This is a genomic window from Nonlabens ponticola (assembly GCF_003966335.1).
GTDB lineage: Bacteria > Bacteroidota > Bacteroidia > Flavobacteriales > Flavobacteriaceae > Nonlabens > Nonlabens ponticola.
The window spans coordinates 518,620-537,963 of sequence record NZ_CP034549.1 but is presented as its reverse complement, the minus strand read 5'-3'; the positions used below and the strand labels follow the sequence as shown (position 1 = coordinate 537,963).

Annotated in this window: 17 protein-coding genes; 12 read left to right on the top strand and 5 right to left on the bottom strand. The window is 41.6% G+C overall.

The features are described 5' to 3' along the window. Nucleotides 1-70 precede the first annotated feature (70 nt). Genes EJ995_RS02290 through EJ995_RS02265 form a run of 6 tightly spaced genes read left to right on the top strand, consistent with a single transcriptional unit; the run spans nt 71 to nt 6,351 of the window. Nucleotides 71-1,423: an SGNH/GDSL hydrolase family protein gene (locus EJ995_RS02290; protein WP_164549860.1), complete on the top strand. Its 1,353-nt coding sequence runs from the start codon at nt 71-73 to the stop codon at nt 1,421-1,423. Continuing rightward, a complete protein-coding gene (locus EJ995_RS02285; protein ID WP_126445211.1) occupies nt 1,423-1,977 on the top strand; it encodes a putative colanic acid biosynthesis acetyltransferase in 555 nt (184 codons plus the stop codon). Before EJ995_RS02290 ends, EJ995_RS02285 begins: the two co-directional genes overlap by 1 nt. A 1-nt stretch (nt 1,978) precedes the next feature. Continuing rightward, the gene (locus EJ995_RS02280) at nt 1,979-3,193 is read left to right on the top strand and encodes a WcaI family glycosyltransferase (RefSeq protein WP_126445209.1); all 1,215 of its coding nucleotides are present in this window, start codon (nt 1,979-1,981) and stop codon (nt 3,191-3,193) included. Nucleotides 3,194-3,233: 40 nt separating this feature from the next. Next, nucleotides 3,234-4,223 carry a UDP-glucuronic acid decarboxylase family protein gene (locus EJ995_RS02275; RefSeq protein WP_126445207.1) on the top strand — a complete coding sequence of 330 codons (990 nt, stop codon included), beginning with the start codon at nt 3,234-3,236 and terminating at the stop codon, nt 4,221-4,223. After that, nucleotides 4,186-5,577 carry an exopolysaccharide biosynthesis polyprenyl glycosylphosphotransferase gene (locus tag EJ995_RS02270; protein WP_241234673.1) on the top strand — a complete coding sequence of 464 codons (1,392 nt, stop codon included), beginning with the start codon at nt 4,186-4,188 and terminating at the stop codon, nt 5,575-5,577. Before EJ995_RS02275 ends, EJ995_RS02270 begins: the two co-directional genes overlap by 38 nt. After that, nucleotides 5,578-6,351, top strand: a complete 774-nt coding sequence (locus EJ995_RS02265; protein WP_126445205.1) for a glycosyltransferase family 2 protein — start codon at nt 5,578-5,580, stop codon at nt 6,349-6,351. It begins immediately after the preceding gene. 20 nt (nt 6,352-6,371) lie between these two features. On the opposite strand, the gene EJ995_RS02260 is transcribed toward EJ995_RS02265, so the two are convergent. Beyond that, nucleotides 6,372-7,667: a phenylacetate--CoA ligase family protein gene (locus EJ995_RS02260; protein ID WP_126445203.1), complete on the bottom strand. Its 1,296-nt coding sequence runs from the start codon at nt 7,665-7,667 to the stop codon at nt 6,372-6,374. A gap of 66 nt (nt 7,668-7,733) precedes the next feature. Here EJ995_RS02260 and purD point away from each other — a divergent pair, with 66 nt between their 5' ends. After that, the gene (gene purD / locus EJ995_RS02255; protein WP_126445201.1) at nt 7,734-9,005 is read left to right on the top strand and encodes a phosphoribosylamine--glycine ligase; all 1,272 of its coding nucleotides are present in this window, start codon (nt 7,734-7,736) and stop codon (nt 9,003-9,005) included. A 1-nt stretch (nt 9,006) separates the two neighbouring features. On the opposite strand, the gene EJ995_RS02250 is transcribed toward purD, so the two are convergent. Beyond that, the gene (locus tag EJ995_RS02250) at nt 9,007-9,237 is read right to left on the bottom strand and encodes a DUF6341 family protein (RefSeq protein WP_126445199.1); all 231 of its coding nucleotides are present in this window, start codon (nt 9,235-9,237) and stop codon (nt 9,007-9,009) included. Between the two features lie 44 nt (nt 9,238-9,281). Between EJ995_RS02250 and EJ995_RS02245 the strand changes: the two genes are divergently transcribed. The 4 genes from EJ995_RS02245 (at nt 9,282) to EJ995_RS02230 (ending at nt 15,450) form a co-directional block, all read left to right on the top strand. Beyond that, the gene (locus EJ995_RS02245; protein WP_126445197.1) at nt 9,282-10,184 is read left to right on the top strand and encodes a hypothetical protein; all 903 of its coding nucleotides are present in this window, start codon (nt 9,282-9,284) and stop codon (nt 10,182-10,184) included. Between the two features lie 49 nt (nt 10,185-10,233). Beyond that, complete coding sequence (locus EJ995_RS02240) at nt 10,234-10,842, top strand: DUF4254 domain-containing protein (RefSeq protein WP_126445195.1); 609 nt, start codon at nt 10,234-10,236, stop codon at nt 10,840-10,842. Further along, a complete protein-coding gene (locus EJ995_RS02235) occupies nt 10,843-11,874 on the top strand; it encodes a glycosyltransferase family 9 protein (protein WP_126445193.1) in 1,032 nt (343 codons plus the stop codon). Nucleotides 11,875-12,042: 168 nt separating this feature from the next. Continuing rightward, nucleotides 12,043-15,450 carry a hypothetical protein gene (locus tag EJ995_RS02230; protein ID WP_126445191.1) on the top strand — a complete coding sequence of 1,136 codons (3,408 nt, stop codon included), beginning with the start codon at nt 12,043-12,045 and terminating at the stop codon, nt 15,448-15,450. A 29-nt stretch (nt 15,451-15,479) separates the two neighbouring features. Here the strand turns inward: EJ995_RS02230 and EJ995_RS02225 are convergent, their stop codons facing one another. The 3 genes from EJ995_RS02225 to EJ995_RS02215 all read right to left on the bottom strand — a co-directional run bounded on the left by EJ995_RS02225 (nt 15,480) and on the right by EJ995_RS02215 (nt 18,585). Further along, the gene (locus tag EJ995_RS02225) at nt 15,480-16,022 is read right to left on the bottom strand and encodes a hypothetical protein (protein ID WP_126445189.1); all 543 of its coding nucleotides are present in this window, start codon (nt 16,020-16,022) and stop codon (nt 15,480-15,482) included. Nucleotides 16,023-16,035: 13 nt separating this feature from the next. Beyond that, on the bottom strand, nt 16,036-17,580 hold the full coding sequence (locus EJ995_RS02220) for a glycine--tRNA ligase (protein WP_126445188.1): 1,545 nt from the start codon (nt 17,578-17,580) through the stop codon (nt 16,036-16,038). A 123-nt stretch (nt 17,581-17,703) separates the two neighbouring features. Next, nucleotides 17,704-18,585: a coiled-coil domain-containing protein gene (locus tag EJ995_RS02215; protein WP_126445186.1), complete on the bottom strand. Its 882-nt coding sequence runs from the start codon at nt 18,583-18,585 to the stop codon at nt 17,704-17,706. A gap of 42 nt (nt 18,586-18,627) precedes the next feature. On the opposite strand from EJ995_RS02215, the gene EJ995_RS02210 reads away from it, so the two are divergent. After that, nucleotides 18,628-19,314 carry a ComF family protein gene (locus EJ995_RS02210; protein ID WP_126445184.1) on the top strand — a complete coding sequence of 229 codons (687 nt, stop codon included), beginning with the start codon at nt 18,628-18,630 and terminating at the stop codon, nt 19,312-19,314. Nucleotides 19,315-19,344: the final 30 nt, after the last annotated feature.

Genomic DNA, 19,344 nt, shown 5'->3' with positions numbered 1-19,344 from the left:
TATGAGCTCTAAAACACCATACTTTTTAAACCATTGTCTCGCTTTCAAATCGCTAATTATATTTGCCATTATGTTTTTGAGCGCCGCCCCACTTTATGCTCAAAAATTAAGCGATTACAAACTACCTGAAATCACAGCAGATACGCTAGTAGCAAACCATCTGGACAACTTGCGCAGGATCAAGAATACAGGTGTTCCTGGAGAGTCATTTTTAGTACAGATGTATGGTCAGTCCATTGTTGCAAGCCTGGAAAACAAGTCATTACAGGAGTTTTTTGATGACTTGCTACCAAAGCAAGAAGTACAAGTTATTAATAATGGCATAGGTGGTTTCCGGGCACCGACACTCATACGTACGGCATCCAGTGATTTGTATCCCCATTATCCTGACTTGCTTGTTTTTCATGTTTATGGCGGTATCAAGGATGGTGTGCTCAATGAATTTTTTAAGGAGATCAGGCTCAGATTAGGTAGTGATGTACTGATTTTTGATCATCATTACTCGTTTGTCAATGATGAAGGTGGACAACGTCGTCTCAATGAAGGTGAGTCAAAAAAGTCCAATATCATGAAGTCTCTGGCTATTGAAAATGGATTTGGCTTTATCGAGGTAAGGAAATATTGGAAAGAATTCCTGGACCTCAATCCAGAATTGGTAATTACCGACCTACTCAAGGATCGTGTGCACCCAAATGACCTAGGAAAGGATCTATTACATTTTATCATTAAACAATCCATAAGGAAAGGTTTGTCAATACAGAGTACTAGTCCTATCAAAAAAGTGCAGTACATTGATACTGCATTTATTGATATCCAGTCTAGTAAGCAATTGAAATTATCATTTGAAGGCAATAGGATTGATGCTATCATTCCTGCAGGAATTAAAAAGTCAGATTTTCAGATATTTATCGATGATAAAAGAGCTCTTAAAAGCAACTTATTTTATGTCACCAGATTGGGCCGTTTTCCGGGTCAGTGGTATCCAGCAATCAGCAGTATAGGTCTGGATGATAATATTGAATATTTGGAAGAGGAATGGACCTTAAACTTTTATGATATTGATTATGATAAAAGCACCTATAAGTTAGATCTCACGGGCAGCAAGACAGGCACAGATGGCAGCGGTGCGTCTGGCAGTGACTTTAAATCAAACTCTGGACGCATTTCCTTTATTCCCAGTGATGTAAGATTCTTACCGCCGTCAAAAAGAATGATCGATGAAAAGGTCTATCAGCAAGAAATAAAATTTGAAACATTGCCCCTTTTCATGGATCCCATGAGGGTTGATAAGTCTGGTCAATACACTATTGTAAAAGGCCTACCCAACACAAAACATACGATTACCATAGTATCACAGAAACCACAGAATTTTGATGATTGGAAATTCAAAGTTTACCAACCGCTTAAAAGAGCTAGTGACTGATGGCAGGTGAGAAAACATACCAGCAGCTGGATCAATTCAAATTACCACCCAACTTCCGTGGTCGTGGTGCGGTTACCGTTCAATTGTGGTGGATTGTGCAGTCTACACTTTTTGCCTGCTCGCCTCAATTCATGTACGGATGGCGCAGGTTTTTGTTGAGAGCATTTGGGGCCAACATCGGTAGAAATGTTATCGTAAGACCTACCGTAAAGACACAGTTCCCGTGGAAGGTAACTATAGGCGATCATAGCTGGATAGGCGATGAGGTGATTTTATATAGTCTAGGTAGGATCAACATAGGTAAAAATACAGTGGTTTCACAGCGGTCATACATTTGTACAGGTACTCATGATTATAATGCGGTCGCCTTTGATATTGAATCGCACGATATCACTATCGGCGATCAATGCTGGCTCGCTACAGATGTGTTTGTGGCGCCAGGACTATCCATAGGCGATGGCAGCGTCATTGGCGCACGCAGTAGTGTTTTTAAAAATATTCCAGCAGGAAAGATTTGTGCTGGTAGTCCAGCGGTGATTATCAGAAATCGATAGTATGTTGCAGGGCAAATCCATCACCTTTATTGGGCTTAACTATGCGCCAGAAGATACCGCGATAGGATTGTATTCTACCCAGATGGTGGATGCGCTAGTAGCTGCTGGCGCCCATGTCAATGTGGTTACTGCCGTACCTTATTATCCGCACTGGAAGATCCAGGCGCCCTATGATATAGGCAAGTCATACGTTCATGAAAAACAGCCTGGCCGCGATATCTACCGCTATAAATTCTACGTTCCAGAGAAGCCCAGTTTCATCAAACGCATCATTCATTTATTGAGTTTTTCATGGGGTAGCTTTTGGAATCTGTCGCGTATCAAGAAAGCAGATCTGGTTATTTCCATTATTCCGTTTACAGCAGCAGCGGCGCTGGGTAAACGACATGCCGCTCGCAGGAAAGTCAATCACTGGATTCACATACAAGACTTTGAGTTTGATGCTGCCCTGCAGTCTGGACTTTCAGGCTCTGGTAAAAAGTCGATTTTCAAAGCGCTATTCAAATTTGAAAGTAAGCTGCTAGATAGAGCTAGCGTGGTAAGTACCATCAGCCATTTGATGATTTCAAAGCTTAAATCAAAAACTACCAGCGAGACATACTATTTGCCCAACTGGATTGATCCTGTGAAGATCGATCCATCCCATTCACAGACTCACGCCTACCTAAAGGATCCTAGATTCAAGATTTTATATAGCGGCAATGTTGGTGATAAACAGGATTGGGAATTTTTTATTGCTTTCGCGAAAGCGTTACCACAAAAAGACTATCACATAACCATAGTAGGAGCTGGTTCTCAATTTACCTGGTTACAAGGGCAGCTCTCACAAGAAAACGTCAGTTTTTATGAGCCTATACCTTACGATGACTTATCCGACTTGCTTTGCAGTGCAGATGCGCACATCCTTTTCCAAAAAGAAGATGTCATCGATACCGTGATGCCTTCAAAACTTCTAGGCATGATGGCCAGTGCAAGACCATCACTGGTCGTTGGAAACAAACTATCAGAGGTTAAAACAGTCATTGAAGATGCTCAAGCAGGCGTCTACATGACAAATTATAATGTAGATAAGGCCATTGAGATTATGCAGCAATGGCAAGCAGATCAACAGTCACAAGAGAAATTAGGCAGAAGTGCGAGAGAGTATGTGGTAGCAAACTTTGGAAAGGATCAAATTTTGAGTCAATGGATCGAGGCATTATCGCAGCAGGTATAGTTAGCATGGGAATCACTATTTTTAACTTTTATCAATAATCATGGCAAAAAGAGTTCTTATAACAGGCGCAGCAGGATTTTTAGGATCACATCTATGTGATCGATTTATCAAGGAAGGTTATGACGTGGTCGCTATGGACAACTTAATCACTGGCGATCTCAAGAATATAGAACACCTTTTCCCGCTAGAGAATTTTGAATTTCATCATCATGACGTTTCAAAATTTGTACATGTTGCTGGTAAACTGGATTACATATTACACTTTGCTTCACCAGCAAGCCCTATTGATTACTTAAAAATTCCTATCCAGACACTCAAGGTTGGATCTCTAGGAACCCACAATTTGTTAGGTCTTGCAATGGCCAAAAAAGCCAGGCTACTCATCGCCTCAACATCTGAGGTTTATGGAGATCCACAAGTGCATCCACAAGCCGAAACCTATTACGGTAACGTCAACACCATAGGACCACGCGGCGTTTATGACGAGGCAAAACGCTTCCAGGAATCTATGACCATGGCCTATCACAGATATCACGGCCTAGAGACACGCATCGTGCGTATTTTTAATACGTACGGCCCGCGTATGCGACTCAATGATGGTCGTGTGATTCCAGCATTTATGGGACAGGCGTTGCGAGGTGAGGATTTGACCATTTTTGGCGATGGGTCGCAGACAAGATCCTTTTGCTATGTTGATGATCAGGTAGAAGGCATCTATCGTTTACTGCATAGCGACTATTCTGGGCCAGTGAATATTGGTAACCCACATGAGATTACAATAAAGGAATTTGCTCAAGAAATCCTGAAGCTTACAGGAACTGATCAAAAGTTGACGCACAAACCGCTACCTACAGACGATCCACTTAAAAGAAGACCAGACATAAGCCTAGCCAAAAAGCTACTTGATTGGGAACCTAAAATAGGTCGTGAGGAAGGAATGAGACGTACTTTTGAGTACTTCAAGGGATTGTCTCCAGAAGAATTGCAAAAAAGTGAACACAAGGACTTCAGACAGCATATTAAAAGATAGCCTGACTTATCGCGATAGCCGCTATTCTAGTCTTGCGAGGCCATTCCAGTACTTGCTGGATTTGCTGGTGATCATGGGTAGCACGAGTTTCTTCTTCGCTGCCGATTTTGATAACATTTCCTTTTCCATATTCATTGGTATTTGCTGGATCGTGGGTTCTATCCAGTTAGAATTTTATCAAATTCATCGCAATACAACCTTATTTCAAGTCTTGTGGAAGATTCTCAAGCAGTTTGTCATGTTCCTGTTTATCGTGTTTGCCTTCTTTGGATATTACTATCAAATTGCAAATAATAGCATGCCGGTTTTTCAATACGTCTCCTCGGTTTTTGTGATTATTTCTGTTATTAAAATCATTGTTTTCTATGCCTTTAAAATTTATCGTCAATCCTTGGGCGGTAATTTTAGAAGTATAGTTATTGTTGGGAAAAATGAGCACACGACACAGCTTCATAAATTTCTCAAGGTCAATACTGACTATGGTTATCGCATCAAACAAATGTTTGACACCTCATTTACAGGGTACTCTCTTGCACAGGTTAAGGAATATGTCACAGCACACAAGGTAGATGAGATCTTTTGCAGTGTGAGTGATGTGAATGATAAAGAGCTGCTAGAACTTACTGATTTTGCCGATAATAACATGCGCACGCTCAAGTTTATCCTGGACAAGGAAAACATCAGGTCAAAGCAACTCAAGTACGAGTATTATGGCAGCACACCAGTGACTAGCCTGCGCAAGATACCGCTGGACGATCCAGTCAATCAATTTGCAAAGCGTTCTTTTGACATCCTATTTTCAGGAATAGTAATAGTAGGAGTCTTGTCATGGCTCACGCCGTTGATAGGATTGCTTATAAAATTAGAATCTAAAGGTCCAGTGTTTTTTAAGCAAAGCCGTAATGGACTTGACTATCAAGAGTTTGAGTGTTATAAATTTAGATCTATGCGCCCTAATGATCGGGCACATATACATCAGGTGACCAGAGGCGATCAACGCATTACCAAAATGGGTAAGTTGATGCGCAAAACCAGTATTGATGAACTACCGCAGTTTTTCAATGTGTTTAAGGGTGATATGAGCGTGGTTGGTCCACGACCACATATGGTAAGCCATACACACATGTATGCAGAGCGTGTGGATAAATTCATGGTACGTCACTTTGTAAAACCTGGAATCACAGGACTGGCACAAGTGAGCGGTTATCGCGGCGAGGTAGAGACTGAAGAAGATATCATAGGCCGCGTGCGCAACGACATTCACTACATCGAGAACTGGAGCACCATGCTGGATCTCAATATCATTGCTAGAACCGTGCGCAATATTTTTACTGGTGAAGACAAAGCTTACTAGATGGATCTCGTCTCGGTCATCATGCCAGTTTTCAATGCGATAGACACGTTAGGGCAGGCGCTGGACAGCATCGTGCAGCAAGATTATAGACCTATTGAGATATGTCTCGTTGATGATAAAAGTGATGATGGTAGTTACGCTTTCGCGAAAGATTATACCTCAAAAAACACCGCGCAAGGCATAGACTTCAAATTACTCCAAAACCATTCTAACAAGGGTGCTGGATTTACACGCAACAAAGCTCTGGAACTCGCGACAGGTCGCTACATAGCATTCTTGGATGCAGACGATTTATGGAAACCGCATAAATTGACCACGCAGATACAAGCCATGCAGGAAGGCGGCAAGGCGGTAAGTTATGGAGCTTATGAAATCTTTGAAAATGATCCAGACAAGCCAATAGCTATACACAAGGTTTTCTCTGTATTGACTTATAAAGAGCTGCTTAAGACCAATTACCTAGGTAATCTAACAGGAATCTATGACGCCAGTGCCATAGGTAAAATCCCGATACCGCTCATGCGCAAACGACAGGATTGGGCCATGTGGCTGGACGTCCTTAAAACTGGCGGCGATGCCATCGGGATTCAAGAGCCTATTGCTTCTTACAGATTGGGCGATGGCTTATCGGCATCCAAATGGGGTTTGATCAAGTATAATTATGCAGTTTATCGTGAGCATTTAGGCTATGGAAGTATAAAAAGTAGCCTTAAAATGTTGAGTTTTTTCTACGAACAATTCTTGGTCAAGCGCAAGCTGAAGAAAAGTATTTAGTTTCAAACTGAATCTTGAAATTAGATCAATGTTGTAAACTGTTTCAATTTACCTCGTTTGCTGCGGTCTAGTGCAGGTAATCGGGTGAATTCAATAGAGAGTTGTTGTCCCGTATATTCCAGCATCTTCTTTTCAACCTTAGACTTTTCTGTGTCTGTAAGTGGCTGGTCAGCTACATACTCGATTTCAAAAAGCTCATGAGATTTTTGAATAACGATAAATTCCTTGACGTTTGAGTCATCGCTGATAACGCTTTTCGTCACATAATAGAAAGTCAGTCCTGGAATGACTTTTCCATTAGCAAATCGGGCTACATCACTGGTACGACCTTGTAGTTCTTTCAAATATAAATGACCGTTTTCATCCTCGACAATGCTGCCAATATCACCAATAGCATATCTGATGAATGGATGCGCTTTGTTATAGAGATCGCTCACTATAATGTTGCCTATCTCGCCATTTTCTACTGGTTTGTTCTCGTCATCAACAATCTCAACACACAAAGTCAAGTCATTAATTCTCATCATTCCAGTTTCATCCTGCATGGCGATGAGACCTACCTCACTGGCTCCGTATTCGTTGAGTATAGGAACATCAAAAACGCGCTCCAATAATTTACGATCATCAGGAAAAAGCATCTCACTTGTTACTATGCAAGCCTTTAAAGTAGGACACAGTTTTTTGAGCTTTGTTTTGTTGGAGTCACAGTAATTTGCAAAAAGTACTATGCTACTTGTATAACCATTGATGTATTCAAACGGTTTTTTTTCAAACTGCTTCACAAATTTACCCAATACCTCATCGCTCATATTGAAAATAGGGAAGCGCTGTCGGTTGGCTATCAAATCTTTAAACAGCTCTTTGTACCTACCAGCACCACTTAACGGAATCCCATAAAACCGAGCTTGCAGCGAGTAATCCAGATCAATGCCGTGCATCTGATAAAAATGATCAAATGAGGCCCATGCCGTGGCATGTGCAAATTTGTCTTTGGCATAAGAAAAGGGATGCCCGCTGGAACCACTGGTAGATCCTTTGAAGACATTTTTAGTGCTATATCCTTTGCTCAAACGTTGATGCAGCGGTTGCTGTAAGTCTGCTTTGGTGAGAATTGGTAAATCTTCCCACGCGGCTGTTTTATCGCTCACGTGAGAGTTGTAGAAGGCATTGAACTTTAAGTGATGTTCTAGAATAGCTTTTTTACGCTCTTCAATACCATCATGATTTCCATTTGAAATATCAGTAAGATGCTGGGTAGCTTTCTTGAGGTCAAAGCCTCGCCACTGTAAACTCTTTCTGAAAAACGGAAGCGCCATTTAAAAATCTAGATTAGCCTACAGGCAAAGTAAAACTTTTATTTTTGCTGGCTCATATCCTTTTTCATGAATGTACTTATTCTAGGTAGCGGCGGTCGCGAGCATGCATTTGCAAGATCCATAGCGGCAAGCGATCAATTGACTCAACTATTTGTAGCACCAGGTAACGCAGGAACGGCTCAAATTGCAAGTAATGTTGATATATCGGTTACCGATTTTGAAGCTATCAAATCATTAGTACTCAAGAAGGAAATTAGCATGGTAGTCGTGGGTCCAGAAGCGCCGCTGGTAGCAGGTATTTATGATTATTTTCAGGAGGACGAGCAATTGCAGCATGTCAATGTTATTGGGCCATCAAAGCAAGGTGCTGTGCTGGAAGGAAGTAAGGAGTTTGCCAAGCAATTCATGATCAAGCACGACATTCCAACTGCAGCTTATGAGAGTTTCAATAAAGAAACCCTAAAGCAAGGCATGCAATTCATTGATAAGCTTAAACCACCTTATGTTTTAAAAGCTGATGGACTCGCTGGTGGTAAAGGTGTTCTCATTATTCCAAGTGCGGATGAAGCCAAAGAATCACTGGAACTAATGCTCGTTGGAGGAAAGTTTGGCGCAGCTTCAAACAAAGTTGTTATTGAAGAATTTCTAGACGGCATCGAGATGAGTGTTTTTGTCATGACAGATGGTGACTCCTATAAAGTCATGCCTACTGCCAAGGATTACAAACGCATCGGCGAAGACGACACGGGTCTCAACACAGGCGGCATGGGCGCGATCTCACCAGTACCATTTGCAGACGAGACGCTCATGAACAAGATTGAGGAGCGCATCATCAAACCTACCGTGGATGGTTTGAAAAAAGATCAAATCACCTACAAGGGTTTCATTTTCATTGGTTTAATGATTGTCGATGGCGAGCCGCAGGTAATTGAGTACAATGTGCGCATGGGCGATCCAGAGACTGAGGTTGTACTGCCGCGTATTTCTAGTGATTTGCTGGGTCATTTGCACGCTTTCGCGAAAGCGGAACTACATAAAGAAGAATTGAGAATCAATGAACAAACTGCAGCTACCGTCATGCTAGTATCAGGTGGCTATCCAGAGGTGTATGAAAAAGGTAAAGAAATAATAGGCTTGGAAAAAGTGGAAGACAGCATTGTATTTCATGCAGGAACGGCACTCAAAGATGGTAAAACCATTACCGCTGGTGGTCGTGTGCTAGCCATTACAAGCTTTGCCGCATCGCACCAAGAGGCCACAAAAAAATCCTATCGCAATGCTCGTAAAGTGCATTTTGATAGGATGTATTATCGTGAGGATATAGGCTTTGACCTATAACTTATTTTAGAAAGCTGTGTGCCGTCTGGCTGCGGTCTTCTTCATCATTTTTGTCAAAGATGCGCAATTGCTTCATCCAGTAACCTAGGGCTACAATTAAAATCAGGATTGCGATCCATGATACTAGATTTGCTAGCCACCAGTTTTCTGCCTCTAGTTCTCTCAACATGTTGAATGGCACTAGAAGGATTTCTTCAAAAAAATATGCGATACCGTTAAATACTTCTTCCATTGCAGTAAATTGCTTTTATCCTTGCAAAAATAGTGAAAAACATCATGCTGTCAAGATTTTTTAGCACGTCGCAACCCTTTCACTATCTCATAAGCATGTTGCTGCTCGCACCTGGAAGCATGCTGTTGTCATACTGGCTTCACGATGTGTGGCAGTGGAATTATGTCTGGTCTGGTCTATTCATGGCTTTTTCAGTGTTGGTTATCCAATTCATCATTCTTAAAAATGAGCTTACCGGCAAAAATTCCTACCTATTATACGCTTACACGATGTTCTTGCTGGCCGCGGCGATCTCTATTGATAATTGGTTTTATTTCTTAGGCCTTGTTTTGATGTTGCTCGCTTTGCGCAGATTGCTCAGTCTTAAGAATGGCAAGTCTGTCTTGTCCAAAATATTTGACGCCACCTTTCTCATTGCTGTCATGGCGATGATCTTTCCTTTGACGATCGTGTTTTTGCTATCGGTTTTTGTAGCAGTTTTCCTGTTTAATCGTGGTAATTGGCGTCATTGGGCGATACCAGTAGTCGCTTTACTTGCCGTTTTTATGATCTCTTGGATTATTCAACTTTACACTAATTGGACAACTGTATCTCAATTTTTGAATGGTGATGTTTTCTTGATAGAATTACCTTTTCTTTATTGGCAACCTGAGTTCCTAGTGTCTAGTGTTATAGTAGTTGCGAGCATCGTTGGGTTATTGATTTACATATTAAAGTTGGTAGATATTCACCAGCGAGTGCGACCTCGATTTTCATTGCTGGTAATGACCGGTATTTTCTCTCTGGTTCTTATCATCTTGTTTGATTTTCGGTACGTGATTTTTCTAATTCCGTTAGTATCAATTTTTATGGTACGTGCGGTAGAAAATGTGCAGCATCGCTTGTGGAAAGAAGTACTCTTTATCATGCCAGCGTTATTACTATTGGTAGCCATTTTTATAGGTTAGAGCATTAATCTGTAGAACCTGTATCTTTGAATTTTTTAAAATCAATTTGATGTTTTCAGACAAGGCAAACGAGATATTTCAAAAGGTTATCGACACCTATCACGAGATCAATACGGTAGATCAAGAATTTACCAATCCTTATGATCGTAATAGCCACACCATTGAGCATTTATTGTATCGCAAGTGCTGGATTGATACCGTACAATGGCATTATGAAGACATCATTAGAGATCCACAAATTGAACCGGTTGCAGCACTTACCTTGAAGCGTAAAATCGACGCTAGCAATCAGGATCGTACGGATATGGTGGAATATATTGACAGTTATTTTCTAGAAAAATACAAGGAGGTTGAGGTGAGCGATACAGCCACTATCAATACTGAAAGTCCTGCATGGGCAGTAGATCGTCTTTCCATTCTCGCGCTCAAGATCTATCACATGCACGAGGAAGCAACGAGAAAAGATGCTAGTCAATCACATATAAATTCCTGTCAGGCAAAACTAGATATCCTCTTAGAACAGCGTATTGATCTATCAACGGCTCTAGATCAATTACTGGCGGACATTGCACATGGTCGCAAATACATGAAGGTCTACAAACAGATGAAAATGTATAATGATGATGAGCTCAATCCTGTACTGCGCTCTAGAAAATAAATGAGCCTGCCACAACGCATACTGGTCATGCGCCTGAGTGCGATGGGTGACGTTGCAATCGTGGTACCGGTACTTCTTGCCATGCGAGAACAGTATCCAGATGTTGAGATAATTATGCTTTCGCGAAAGCGTTTCCTACCTATTTTAAATCAAGTACAAGGAATTGTCCTAGAAGAGATCGACACCGCTGGTGACCATAAGGGAATCTTAGGATTAAGACGACTCGCAAAAACTCTAAGAGCTTATGAAGTAGATGCCATCGCAGATATTCACGATGTACTGCGCACAAAATTATTGCGGTTTTTCCTATTTAAAACTCAGGCAGCGGTCATAGATAAAGGCAGAAACGACAAGAAAAAGCTCATCAGTATGTCCGATTTTTTCAAACAATTACCGCTAACCGTTGATCGCTATATCAAGGTATTTGACAATCTAGGTTTCAAATTTGAGTTAAATGGAAAACATGTGTTGCCCAAGTCATCAGTACCAGATAACATTCAGCAAATACTGGGTAGTCATAAGCAAAAATGGATTGGTTTTGCGCCATTTGCTGCTCATGCCTCAAAATCTTTAACTCTAACTAAAACCCAAGAAATAGTACATGAGTTATCACTGCTCGACAATGTACAGATCTTACTTTTTGGCGGTGGCGAGAAAGAATGTCAATGGCTCAAAATTGCCGCCGGAACCCATGCATCGGTTTTCAATCTTGCAGGTATGATGTCTCTAGAAGAAGAGCTTCAAGTCATTTCAAATCTAGATACTATGATTTGTGTGGATAGCGGTAATGGTCATCTGGCAGCTATGTATGGCGTTCCCGTGATCACGTTATGGGGTAATACACATCCATACGCAGGTTTTAAACCTATCAATCAGCCAGAAGAGAATCAGATAATTGTAAGTCGCGACAAATACCCCAAAATGCCTACCACCATCTATGGTAAAAAAGTTCCTGCCGATTATGTGGAAGCGCTTGATTCTATTGATACGTCTGTAATTATTAAAAGGCTAGAAGCTATTCTAAGAAAGTAAATTTGAAATGATTATGCTGGATTAATATGTCTCCAGGACAGTTTTGAAAAACCTTTATCACGTTATTCATTTCATAGACAAGCTTGCATACAGAGTAATACCACGGCAAGCCTGCGATAAAGCCACATATTTAAAATATTTTTGAGGCTTATCTGTTTTACACAGTACATGGCCTTTAAATGCACTCTTCTTTTAATATTGCTGGCAACCTGTGCCAGTGCGCAAAAGATAGATGGCAGCATTACAAAAAGAATGGCTGTGCGAGATACCATCGTGTTTGACAGCATCAGTGCCAATCCTTCCTATTTCAAAGTGTTTACTACTCTAGGCGATACGGTTGATGATAGTAATTATCGTGTTGACTTTACGAACTCTAGACTATATCCCAATGAATCATTGGTGCGAGAGCATGACTCGTTAGACGTTTCTTTTCTAAGGCTATCAGAATATTTGTTTCCGTCTTACAGTGCGTATGATAGATCCATCATTCTAGAAAACGAGACTCAGCAAGAGCGATTGGTAGCGTTGCGCAAGTCCACTACTCAAAATAATTTTGTTCCTTTTGATGGGTTGCAAGTAAGCGGTAGCATTACTAGAGGATTGCGTGCTGGTAATAATCAAAGCAGCGTTGTGGACAGCGAGCTGGACTTGCGCATCGTGGGAAAACTTTCAGATAAAGTTTCTTTACGTGCCTCAATTCAAGATGCTAACATACCACAAACGCAGAACGGTTATTCCCAACGACTGGATGAATTTGACCAGATATTTATTGAACTTTTTAGTGATAACTGGAATATTAGAGCTGGTGACGTGGATCTCATTCAGACTGGTTACCAGTTCAACAATTTTACCAAGCGTGTGCAGGGAATTTCTGGACAGTTCCAACTAGGCGATGATGATTCTCGCGGATATCTAGGTGGCGCTGGTGCACTGGTGCGCGGTACATTTAATACTACTAGATTCACTGGTCAAGAAGGTAATCAAGGACCGTATAAATTAATAGGTCAAAATGGCGAACTCTTTATTCTGGTGGTTTCTGGTAGTGAGCGTGTGTATGTCAATGGTGTCATTCTTACTCGTGGTGAGAATGCAGACTATATCATCGATTACAACGCTGGCGAAGTAAGATTCAATCCGACTTTTCCCATTACCAGTGAGATGCGCATCAGCATAGAATATCAATATAGCGAGCGCAACTTTACCCGATTTGTAGGTTATGCAAATGGTGGTTATGAGTCCAATAAATTAAAGGTTGATGCCTATGCCTACACAGAAAGTGATGCCAAAAATCAACCGTTACAGCAAGACCTAAACCAAGAACAGGTTGAGGTTTTAGCTGCCGCAGGTGACGATCCAGATCTTGCTATTGCACCCAGCGCGGTCGAAGCTGGTTTTTCTGAAAATAGAATCCAATACCGCAGGCAGGTGATCAATGGCGTACCGCGATTTATTTTCTCGCAGGATGCTAGTGAGCAGCTTTTCAATGTGCGGTTTTCATTAGTTGGTGCAAATCAAGGGAACTATCGACTGGTCAACGATCAGGCAATTTCAAATATCTATGAATTTGTAGAGCCCATAAATGGTATTCCGCAAGGTAATTATGAGCCTGTGGTACGACTTTTTGCTCCAGAGATATTGACGATTGCTGGTTTCAAGGCACAATACAAACCTACTACTAGCACGCAGTTATTGAGCGAGTTTGCTGCCAGTAGCAATGACCTTAACCGTTTTTCTAATGTGGAAGATGATGACAATCGCGATGTGGCGATCAAGCTAGGAGTAGAGCAGCAATTACTGGGTCAGGATTCCTTACAGTCACTACAATTGCAGGTAAATACAGATTACATTGGTAGTGATTTCCGCAATGTGGAACGTGTTTACAACATTGAATTCAACCGCGACTGGAACCTAGATAACACACTCGGCAACCAATTATTTACCAATACGGGACTTCAATACACACGCGATACCACAATCAGGGCAAGCTACCAGTTTCAGCATCTGGAATTTCAGGATCGTTACAATGGTACGAGACACAATGCAGCTGGTAGGTACCGTGGTGATGGATGGTTGTCACGCTTTCGCGGAAGCGTACTCAATACCAATAGCACCACACAGGAAAGTACTTTTAATAGGCTCGATGCAGATGTTACCAAGAATATCTCTAACTACTGGATAGGAGCAAGAATTGATCATGAGAACAACCAGCAAGAGGATAAAGTTTCCAATCAATTGACGCCGCTGTCGCAACGATTTACCCAGTATGAAGGATTTGTGGGTCGCGGCGATAGTACGGCAACATTTGTGGAAATAGGCTATCGATATCGTGTGAATGATAGTTTGCGAGATAATGAGTTGCAGCGCGTGAACACCTCAAACACATATTATTTAAAGTCTCAACCTATCAAGAATAAGCTGTCTAACTTGATGATTTTTGCTAATTATCGTGTGCTGAGCGATGTCAATGAGGACGTTGATGATGAAGTCTCGCTCAACAGCAGGCTCATTTATAACCGTAAACTGTTTTCCAATAAAATTCTGTGGAACACAACTTATGAAACTAACAGCGGTACCATACCGCGCCAGGATTTTACCTATCTGGAAGTCAATGCTGGTCAAGGAACGTTTACCTGGATTGACTATAATGGCGATGGCATTCAGGATCTGAATGAGTTTGAGGTAGCACAATTTCAGGATCAGGCCCGATATGTGCGCATCTTGCTGCCTAATCAGATTTTTCTACCTATTCACCAGAATAAATTTAGCCAGACCATCACATTGAATCCTATCTCGTGGTCTGGTGAAAATGGCTTGAAAAAAATACTGTCCAGATTTTATAATCAAACCAGCTACTTGATTGACCGCATGGTGGAGCGACGCGGTGAAAAGTTTGACCTCAATCCGTTTGATGATACAGATGATCAATTAGGTCTTAATCTTAGCTTTAGAAACAGCCTGTTTTTCAATCGCGGTAAGCAGCGGTACACATCAAATTACACTTATTTAAGCACTACGACCGAGAATCTACAAAGTATAGGCAGTCTAGAAAGCGAGCTGGAAAGTCATCAATTAAGTTTTTTACATAAGGTGGCCGAAAGCTGGTTGCTGTCTTTCAACGGGCAAACTGGTTTTAATGCCAGCCGCAGCGAGAATTTTGCTAATAGAAACTTCAAGATCGATGAGTACTTATTGAGGCCTCAACTTTCTTATTTGTTTGGCGAGAGCAATCGCATCGATGTATTTTATGAATTGCATAATAAGGATAACCAAATTAATGACGAGGCCACGCTTTACCAACAAAACCTAGGCGTTTCCTGGGCGTTTAACCAATCACAGAAGTATGCTGTCAACGGCGAGCTGCGTTATGTACAAAATGATTTTGATGGCCAGGCATTCTCGCCTGTAGGTTTCCAGATGTTGGAAGGACTGCAACCAGGCAGCAACCTCACCTGGAATTTATTGGTACAAAAGAAGATAAGCAGCTTTCTAGATCTCAACTTGAGCTACAGCGGTAGAAACTCAGAAACTGCAAGAACAATCCACACAGGCAGCGTGCAGTTGAAGGCTTATTTTTAGGGGTTAGGCCATATAAGGTGAAAGGTATATCAGTTGCAATTTGAATTGTAATAGGCAACGAGATCGTGTACTTTCTTTCTTTTGAATTTCTCATCAATCTTTTCAAGCAGACTTGGACAATCCTCAAAAAATTCCTTCGCGGTTTTTTTATAGCTCATAAAATTCACAAAATTCCTGCTGCCTATGCAGGTCGCCTTACGATCTCCTCTCATTTTAGCATAAAAGTACGTGACCGTGTGTCCAGCTGACGGACCGATATGAGTATAGGATTTACAAGCACCATCATGAATTAATTTCATCATATAACCACGATTATCACTAACAAGTACAAATTCCTCAACTATCTTATTTGTTTTCTTTCTGTGCGTTATTTTATATTCTACACGATCTAATTCATCATAAGGAATATTGATTTTTTCTCGCTCGGCGGTGGTAGCAGTAATCCATTTATTGTTAGTAGCATATTTTTTTGCCTCAACTTTAGAACCGTCAGATTTGAAAATATGATAAACGTCCTGGCTATGTCCTAGGTAGGCGGTCAGGACTAATAAGATGACAAGTAGTTTTCTCAAAATGATATTGAATTTATATCCTCTTCAACCACTCGCTCATAGCGACACGTTGCTCTAGATAGTTTTTTAAGTCCTTGATTGCAATACGCTCTTGAGTCATAGTGTCTCTATCGCGCACAGTCACCGCATTGTCATCCTTAGTATCATGGTCGATGGTTACACAAAATGGCGTACCATTAGCATCTTGACGTCTGTAGCGACGACCTATGGCATCTTTCTCGTCATACTGTACCTTCATGGACCATTTGAGATCATTGATGATTTCTTCAGCGATTTCTGGTAGGCCGTCTTTTTTAAGCAGCGGTAAAATAGCGGCTTTTACTGGTGCCAGAACTGCAGGAATTTTAAGCACCGTGCGCTCGCTGCCATCTTCTAGAGTCTCATCTTGTAAAGCGTTTGAGAAAACAGCTAAGAACATACGATCCAATCCAATGGATGTCTCAATTACATAGGGAACATAATGCTCGTTATCTTCGTGATCAAAGAATTGCAGCTTTTTACCACTGTGCTCTTCATGTGCTTTCAAATCAAAGTCAGTGCGTGAGTGGATACCTTCTAATTCTTTAAAACCAAAAGGAAAATCAAACTCAATATCTGTTGCCGCATTGGCATAATGGGCAAGTTTTTCATGATCGTGAAAACGATAATTATCTTCGTTCATACCTAGGGACTTGTGCCATGCCATGCGCTTTTGTTTCCATACGTCAAACCACTCGAGTTCAGTTCCTGGCTTTACAAAATATTGCATCTCCATTTGCTCAAACTCACGCTGGCGGAATATAAATTGACGCGCCACGATCTCGTTCCTAAACGCCTTACCTGTTTGCGCGATGCCAAAAGGAATTTTCATCCTTCCAGACTTCTGCACATTAGAGAAGTTGACAAAAATTCCTTGAGCGGTTTCTGGTCTTAAATATAAATCTGTTGCCGTGTCTGCACTGGCGCCTAGCTTTGTGCCAAACATCAAGTTAAACTGACGTACATCAGTCCAGTTTTTAGAACCAGTATCAGGATCTGCGATGCCTAGTTCTTCAATCAAGGCTTTAACGCCTGCTAGATCCTCTTTTTCTAGCAATCTTGCGAGACGCTCGACAGGTTCTTTGGCTTTCTCTAGATACCCCTTAACTCGCGGATTGGTCTCGCGGTACATTTGCGGGTCAAAGTCATCGCCAAATCTTTTGGCAGCCTTGGCAATTTCCTTTTCCGCTTTTTGCAGGTATTTTTCAGAATAGTCTTCTACCAGCACATCTGCACGGTAGCGCTTTTTACTGTCTTTATTGTCAATCAATGGATCGTTGAAGGCATCCACGTGGCCGCTGGCTTTCCAGGTAGTAGGATGCATAAAAATGGCGGTATCTATACCTACAATATCCTGATTGAGCTGCGTCATCGCCTGCCACCAGTACTCACGTATGTTTTTCTTGAGCTCTACACCGTTTTGACCATAGTCATAAACCGCTTGCAAGCCGTCATAAATCTCGCTGGATTGGAATACATAGCCGTATTCCTTAGCATGTGAGAGCACTTTCTTAAACTGATCTTGATTGTTGTTTGCCATAGCTGGCAAAGGTAAAAAAAGGCTCGCATAACTAGCCATGCTGCCATCGATTACCTCACAGGTTAAGCGTTGTTGGTGAATTAATCAGCTTTCGCGAAAGCGGAATAGCAAAAAATCTTCTCACTATTTAAAATCAATCGTTTTATTACCAACGCGTATGGCGCCATTGAAGAGGTTGACACGATAGGTGCCTTTCTCAATGTTTTCAACATCAGCACCCAGCAGTTCACAGATATCCAGCTCCTTGCCCGTATAATTAAATTCTACGACCTTGCTGTAGGTAAGGCTGCCGCTCTCAAACTCGATGGTTTTACCTAGGCCCATGACATTGTTTGCTGGATTGATCACCTGTAGATAAAACCTGTTGACGCCTTGTGTCGCGAGTGAATTTTCTGGTAGTGTGAAGCATACGTTGATATCGTCCACACGGCTGGCGCGATCGTTGACAATCTGGCGTCCTGAGCGTCGTATGATCACACCTTCAGGTTCAAAATTAGTTGGGATAAGTGTGGCTGCCTTCTCAACGTTTTCGTTGAGTTTTACCACGGTTTCCTCTTGTAGCTCTGCTTTTATGATTTCTTGATTGAGCGCTGCGATGGTACTGTCATTAACCCGTACGAGGTATTTGTTGCTTTCTTCAAGCTCGGTTATCTTTTGAACCAGCTGGGAACGCTCTGCACGTATGTTTGCTAGTTCCTTGCGCAGCCTGCTCAACACGGCAACATTACCTTCTAGATTGATCACGCTATCGCGCAGTCTAGTGATGCGCTCGCGAGCATCGATGAGATTGTCGCTCAACATGTTACCTTTCTCAATTTCAATGCTGTATTCTTGAGAGATGTTCTTGAGTTCCTGTTCAATATTTTCTTTTTCCTGGACGAGATTATCCTTGATCTTTTGGTTTTCTTGAAAGGTGATGTAAGACCAGTAACCTAGTCCCAATAGTAGCAGTGCTAGTACGGCAAGAATGATCTTGAGAAAACTGCGGTCGTTGCTTTGGTTCATGATGGTTTAATATCTTTAGGATCACTAAACTAACAAATTTTTATGCGAGCCCTGCTACAGGACTTTGTTAATCTCTTTTATCCGCAGGTGTGCCTCAATTGCCATAACTCGCTTATGGCTGGTGAAGAACTACTATGCATCAGGTGTCGCAGCCAATTACCGCTGGCTTATCACGATCTAAAAAGCGACGATAAAATGCAGCGGTTGTTCATAGGTAGAACTCCTGTTGAACAAAGTGTGAGCCTTTTTTATTATGAAAAAATAGGCGCCATTCAACATATGATCCATGCGCTCAAATATCAGGGTAGAGAAGAAGTGGGCACGTTCATGGGGCAATGGTTGACGCAATTGCTAATTGAGGATGGAATTCTAAATGATGTTGATGTAGTGGTGCCTGTGCCTGTTCATCCCAAAAGGAAGCGTTTAAGAGGTTATAATCAGGTGACAAAATTTGGTAAATGTTTAAGTGATGGCTTGGATGTTAGCTTTCGCGAAAGCGTGCTCCTAAAAAAGCACCATACCAAGAAACAGGCCCAGCTGAGTCAAACCATGCGAAGCGACGAGACGCAATCGCCTTATGTACTGCAAGAACATTTGCCTGAAGGCAGCCACGTATTGCTGGTAGATGATGTGATCACGACTGGCACAACTTTGAGTTTGTGCTGCCGCGAACTGGCCAAAATTTCCAACGTAAGAATTTCCATAGCGACCATGGCAATCTCAGTATAAAATATCGAGTAACTTGCGCGCGTTGTGAAA

What these genes read in the sequence shown, in the direction of transcription:
- EJ995_RS02280 (WP_126445209.1), top strand. Translation starts at nt 1,979, where the DNA reads ATGTTGCAGGGCAAATCCATCACCTTTATTGGGCTTAACTATGCGCCA.
- EJ995_RS02240 (WP_126445195.1), top strand. Translation starts at nt 10,234, where the DNA reads ATGTTTTCAGACAAGGCAAACGAGATATTTCAAAAGGTTATCGACACC.
- EJ995_RS02250 (WP_126445199.1), bottom strand. Translation starts at nt 9,237, where the DNA reads ATGGAAGAAGTATTTAACGGTATCGCATATTTTTTTGAAGAAATCCTT.
- EJ995_RS02260 (WP_126445203.1), bottom strand. Translation starts at nt 7,667, where the DNA reads ATGGCGCTTCCGTTTTTCAGAAAGAGTTTACAGTGGCGAGGCTTTGAC.
- EJ995_RS02265 (WP_126445205.1), top strand. Translation starts at nt 5,578, where the DNA reads ATGGATCTCGTCTCGGTCATCATGCCAGTTTTCAATGCGATAGACACG.
- EJ995_RS02290 (WP_164549860.1), top strand. Translation starts at nt 71, where the DNA reads ATGTTTTTGAGCGCCGCCCCACTTTATGCTCAAAAATTAAGCGATTAC.
- EJ995_RS02285 (WP_126445211.1), top strand. Translation starts at nt 1,423, where the DNA reads ATGGCAGGTGAGAAAACATACCAGCAGCTGGATCAATTCAAATTACCA.
- EJ995_RS02275 (WP_126445207.1), top strand. Translation starts at nt 3,234, where the DNA reads ATGGCAAAAAGAGTTCTTATAACAGGCGCAGCAGGATTTTTAGGATCA.
- EJ995_RS02235 (WP_126445193.1), top strand. Translation starts at nt 10,843, where the DNA reads ATGAGCCTGCCACAACGCATACTGGTCATGCGCCTGAGTGCGATGGGT.
- EJ995_RS02210 (WP_126445184.1), top strand. Translation starts at nt 18,628, where the DNA reads ATGCGAGCCCTGCTACAGGACTTTGTTAATCTCTTTTATCCGCAGGTG.
- EJ995_RS02220 (WP_126445188.1), bottom strand. Translation starts at nt 17,580, where the DNA reads ATGGCAAACAACAATCAAGATCAGTTTAAGAAAGTGCTCTCACATGCT.
- EJ995_RS02245 (WP_126445197.1), top strand. Translation starts at nt 9,282, where the DNA reads ATGCTGTCAAGATTTTTTAGCACGTCGCAACCCTTTCACTATCTCATA.
- EJ995_RS02230 (WP_126445191.1), top strand. Translation starts at nt 12,043, where the DNA reads ATGGCCTTTAAATGCACTCTTCTTTTAATATTGCTGGCAACCTGTGCC.
- purD (WP_126445201.1), top strand. Translation starts at nt 7,734, where the DNA reads ATGAATGTACTTATTCTAGGTAGCGGCGGTCGCGAGCATGCATTTGCA.
- EJ995_RS02215 (WP_126445186.1), bottom strand. Translation starts at nt 18,585, where the DNA reads ATGAACCAAAGCAACGACCGCAGTTTTCTCAAGATCATTCTTGCCGTA.